The sequence below is a fragment of the Kitasatospora sp. NPDC056800 genome, assembly GCF_042789775.1.
Taxonomy (GTDB): domain Bacteria; phylum Actinomycetota; class Actinomycetes; order Streptomycetales; family Streptomycetaceae; genus Kitasatospora.
On the sequence record NZ_JBHUAL010000351.1, the window covers coordinates 1 to 4,715 of the forward strand.

Genomic DNA, 4,715 nt, shown 5'->3' on the forward strand with positions numbered 1-4,715 from the left:
TTCCGGCTGTCTGTGCGCCGCCAGGGACTCGAACCCCGGACCCGCTGATTAAGAGTCAGCTGCTCTAACCAACTGAGCTAGCGGCGCCTGCTGACGTGGAGAACATTACCTGGTCAGCGGCTGAAACTCACAATCGGCCCGGGGCGGGGAGCCCGGCGCGCTCACATGGTCAGCACCACCTTGCCCCGGACGTGCCCGGAGCCGACCAGCCGGTGGGCCTGGGCGACCCGCTCGATCGGGAACGACTCCTCGACCTCCAGCCGCAGTGCGCCGGCCTCCCAGAGCTTCACCAGCTCGGCCAGCCGCCCGGCCGTCCGCTCGCCCCGCAGCGCCCGGACGCCCAGCCGCTCGGCGCCCGGGTAGTCGACCACGGTGCCGATCCGGTCCCGGTCGGCGACCAGTTCGACGGAGGCCTCCAGGGCGCCCCGCCCGGCGGCGTCGAAGGCCGCGGTCACCCCCTGCGGCGCCGCCGCCCGGACCCGCTCCACCAGCCCCTCGCCGTACGCGACCGGTACCGCGCCCAGTTCCCGCAGGTACGCGTGGTTGCGCTCGCTCGCGGTGCCGACCACGGTGGCGCCCCAGGCGCGGGCCAGCTGGACGGCGACCGTGCCGACCCCGCCCGCGGCGCCGTGGACCAGCACGGTGTCGCCCGGGCCGACGCCCAGCTCGGTGAGCGCCAGGTGCGCGGTCTGGCCGGAGGCGGAGAGCGAGCCGGCCTGCTCCCAGGGCATCCCGGCAGGCTTGGCGACCAGCCGGCCGGCGTCGACCACGACCCGGTCGGCCTGGCAACCCAGCACCCGGAAGCCCAGCACCTCGTCCCCGACCCGCCAGTCGCCGGCGTCCGGACCGAGGGCGTCGACCACCCCGGCGAACTCGTTGCCGAGGACGAACGGCGGCTCGACCGCCAGGCCCGGCGGACGGAACCCCTCCCGGATCGCGAGGTCCACCGGCTGCACCCCGGCCGTGTACACCCGTACCCGCACCTCGCCCGGCCCGGGCTCCGGGTCGGGCACCTCGGTGACCTGTAGGACCTCAGGACCGCCGCTCCCCGTCACGGTGACCGCTTTCATGCCTTTTCCCGCCCCTTCTCGATCCTTCTCGAACCTTCGTGAGCCTTCTTGATCCATCCGTTGTCGACGATCCTCGGGCCTGAAGTGCGCTTGAGGTCAAGCTTTTGTTCAGCGTGTCGACACTGATGGGCGCATTGTCAGATTTATCCTGGACGGCGCTCAGCCGTCCGTCGTCGAGAGGAACCTCCCCGTGGGCCAGCTGCCCCTGTTCTTCCTGGTGCTGCTCGCCTCCGTGGTGACCATGCCGCTCGGTCGGAAGACCGGAGTGCCACAACCGGTGCTGATGACCCTGCTCGGCATCGTCATGGCGCTCGTCCCGCAGATCCCGGACGTCAGCATCGAACCCGAGCTGATCCTCCCGCTGGTCCTGCCGCCGCTGATCTTCGCGGTGGCCCGGCGCTCCTCGGTGCGCTACTTCAAGGCCAACGCCCGCTCGATCCTGCTGCTGGCGATCGGCCTGGTGGTGGTCACCACGGTCGCCGTGGCCGGTGCCGTGCACTGGCTGCTGCCCGCCCTGCCGCTGGCCGCCGCCATCGCGGTCGGCGCGCTGGTCTCCCCGCCCGACCCGGTCGCCGCCGTCGCGGTGGCCGGCAGCGTCGGGCTGCCCCGCCGCCTGGTGGCGATCCTGGAGAGCGAGGGGCTGTTCAACGACGTCACCGCGATCGTCATCTACTCGCTGTCCATCGAGGCCATGGTCAGCGGCGACTTCTCGGGCGGCGACGCGGTGCTGCGCTTCGTGCTGTCCGCGGTGCTGGCCGTGGTGGTCGGCGTCGCGCTCGGCTGGGTCAACACCAAGCTCGCCGAGCGCCTGGACGACCCGACCCAGCAGGTCGCGCTCAACCTGCTGGTGCCCTTCGCCGCCTACACCCTGGCCGAGGAGATCCACGGCTCCGGCGTGCTCGCCGTCGTGGTCTGCGCGCTCTACCTCGCCGAGCGGGCCTCCGACGCGGACGCCGTCGCCTACCGGCTGGTCGGCAACGCCTTCTGGGAGGTGGTCGAGATCCTGATCACCGGCGTCGCCTTCGGACTGATCGGCCTGGAGCTGGCCACCGTGCTCAAGGAGGCCGGCCGCGGCTGGACCGGCTTCATCGGCGACGCCGCCGTGGTCATCGCGGTGGTCGTGGCGGTCCGGCTGCTCTGGCTGCTGCCGGCCGGCTGGCTGTCGAAGCGGCTGCGCTCCGGCGACGAGGAGGACACGCCGTTCAGCTGGAAGGAGAGCGTGATCCTCTGGTGGTCCGGCATGCGCGGCGTGGCCACCGTCGCCCTGGCGCTCGCCATCCCGCTCACCCTGCACTCCGGCGAGGACTTCCCCGAGCGCGGCCGGCTGGTCTTCATCGCCTTCAGCGTGGTGCTCTTCACCCTGTTGGTGCAGGGCCTCACCCTGCCCTGGCTGGCCAAGCGGTTCGAGCTGGACATCGACCAGGACAAGCACGAGCAGGCGGTGCGCCAGCTCTGGTGGCGGGCCGCCAAGGCCGGGCTCAACCGGCTCGGCGAACTGGAGGAGCAGGACCGGCTGCCCGCCGAGGTCGCCGACCGCCTGCGGGACCGTCAGCACGACCGGCTGGCCCGGCTCTGCCCGGAGAACTACGCCGAGGAGGAGGCCGCCGAGGCCAAGCTGCGGATGGCCCAGTGGCGGGCCGCCCGGGACGTCGAGCAGGAGATGATCGCCGCCTCCCGCCGCGAGATGCTCGCCGCCCGCAGCGAGCCCGGCGCCGATCCGGAGCTGGTCGACGAGGTGCTGCGCGGACTCGACCTGCGCTCCGAACGGAAGTGACGGGGCGGCAGCCGGGGCCGGGCGGAATGCGCACGACCGGCCCCGGGGTTGCATAGGCTGAACCCGGGCAGGCCGTCAACGGAGTCGGCGCACCACCAGTACCCGCACGACCTCGGCGAACCCTCACGCCTGGCCCTGCCGGTTTCTGCACCCAGATGAATCGAGGACCCACCGATGTCGGAGACCCGCGCCGACGCCCGCACCCCGCTCGACCGCACCCCGCAGTGGGCCGCCCTGGCCAAGCACCGGACCGAACTGGGCGCCACCCACCTGCGCGAGCTGTTCGCCGCCGACCCGGAGCGCGGCCGCCGCTACACGCTCCAGGTCGGCGACCTGCACGTGGACTACGCCAAGCACCTGGTCACCGACGAGACGCTGGGGCTGCTGCGCGAGCTGGCCGCCGCCACCGGTGTCGCCGAGCTGCGGGACGCGATGTTCCGCGGCGAGAAGATCAACAACACCGAGCACCGGGCGGTCCTGCACACGGCGCTGCGCGCCCCGCGCGGCGCCGTGGTCGAGGTCGACGGCGAGAACGTGGTGCCCGCGGTGCACGCCGTCCTCGACAAGATGGCCGCCTTCGCCGACCGGGTCCGCAGCGGCGAGTGGAAGGGCCACACCGGCAAGCCGATCCGCACCGTCGTCAACATCGGCATCGGCGGCTCCGACCTCGGCCCGGCGATGGCCTACGAGGTGCTCCGCTCGTACAGCAAGCGCGACCTCGACGTCCGCTTCGTCTCCAACGTGGACGGCGCCGACCTGCACGAGGCGGTCCGCGACCTCGACCCGGCCGAGACGCTGTTCATCGTCGCCTCGAAGACCTTCACCACCATCGAGACCATCACCAACGCGGTCTCCGCCCGGGACTGGCTGCTCGGCGGCCTGGGCGCCGGCACCGAGGCGGTGGCCAAGCACTTCGTCGCGCTGTCCACCAACGCCCGGGGCGTGCAGGACTTCGGCATCGACACGGCCAACATGTTCGAGTTCTGGGACTGGGTGGGCGGCCGCTACTCCTACGACTCGGCGATCGGCCTCTCGCTGATGACCGCCATCGGCCCGGACGCCTTCCGCGAGATGCTGGACGGCTTCCACCTGGTCGACGAGCACTTCCGCACCGCCCCGCCGGAGCAGAACGTCCCGCTGCTGCTCGGCCTGCTCGGCGTCTGGTACGGCGCGTTCTTCGACGCCCAGGCGCACGCGGTGCTGCCCTACTCGCACTACCTGTCCAAGTTCACCGCCTACCTCCAGCAGCTGGACATGGAGTCCAACGGCAAGTCGGTGACCCGCGACGGCACCCCGGTGGACTGGCAGACCGGCCCGGTGGTCTGGGGCACCCCCGGCACCAACGGCCAGCACGCCTACTACCAGCTGCTGCACCAGGGCACCAAGGTCATCCCGGCCGACTTCATCGGCTTCGCCAAGCCGGTCGCCGACCTGCCCGCCGGCCTGGTCGCCCAGCACGACCTGCTGCTGGCCAACTTCTTCGCCCAGACCCAGGCGCTGGCCTTCGGCAAGACCCCGGAGGAGGTCGCGGCCGAGGGCGTGCCCGCCGAGCTCGTCCCGCACAAGACCTTCCAGGGCAACCACCCGACCACCACCCTCCTGGCCGGCGAGCTCACCCCCTCGGTGCTCGGCCAGCTGGTCGCCCTCTACGAGCACAAGGTGTTCGTCCAGGGCGCGATCTGGAACATCGACTCCTTCGACCAGTGGGGCGTCGAGCTGGGCAAGGTGCTCGCCAAGCGGATCGAGCCGGTGCTGCTCACCGGCGAGGGCACCGAGCAGCTGGACAGTTCCACCGCCGAGCTGGTCGCCCGCTACCGCGCGCTGCGCGGCCGCTGAGCCCGCGTCGTCCCGGGCCGTCCGCTCCGGCGGGC

General features: G+C 72.1%; 3 protein-coding genes and 1 tRNA gene. 2 read left to right on the forward strand and 2 right to left on the reverse strand.

Annotated elements, in window-relative coordinates:
* Positions 1-13: 13 nt before the first annotated feature.
* Together ACFRQN_RS39960 and ACFRQN_RS39965 are read right to left on the reverse strand one after the other, a co-directional pair.
* A tRNA-Lys gene (locus ACFRQN_RS39960) sits at positions 14-87 on the reverse strand.
* Positions 88-161: 74 nt separating this feature from the next.
* Entirely contained in the window at positions 162-1,070 is a 909-nt protein-coding gene (locus tag ACFRQN_RS39965) for an NADP-dependent oxidoreductase (protein ID WP_380745559.1), read from the reverse strand.
* Positions 1,071-1,260: 190 nt separating this feature from the next.
* Between ACFRQN_RS39965 and ACFRQN_RS39970 the strand changes: the two genes are divergently transcribed.
* Both ACFRQN_RS39970 and pgi read left to right on the forward strand, forming a co-directional pair.
* On the forward strand, positions 1,261-2,844 hold the full coding sequence (locus ACFRQN_RS39970) for a Na+/H+ antiporter (protein WP_074005109.1): 1,584 nt from the start codon (positions 1,261-1,263) through the stop codon (positions 2,842-2,844).
* 174 nt (positions 2,845-3,018) lie between these two features.
* On the forward strand, positions 3,019-4,680 hold the full coding sequence (gene pgi, locus ACFRQN_RS39975; protein ID WP_074005110.1) for a glucose-6-phosphate isomerase: 1,662 nt from the start codon (positions 3,019-3,021) through the stop codon (positions 4,678-4,680).
* The last annotated feature ends 35 nt before the right edge of the window (positions 4,681-4,715 follow it).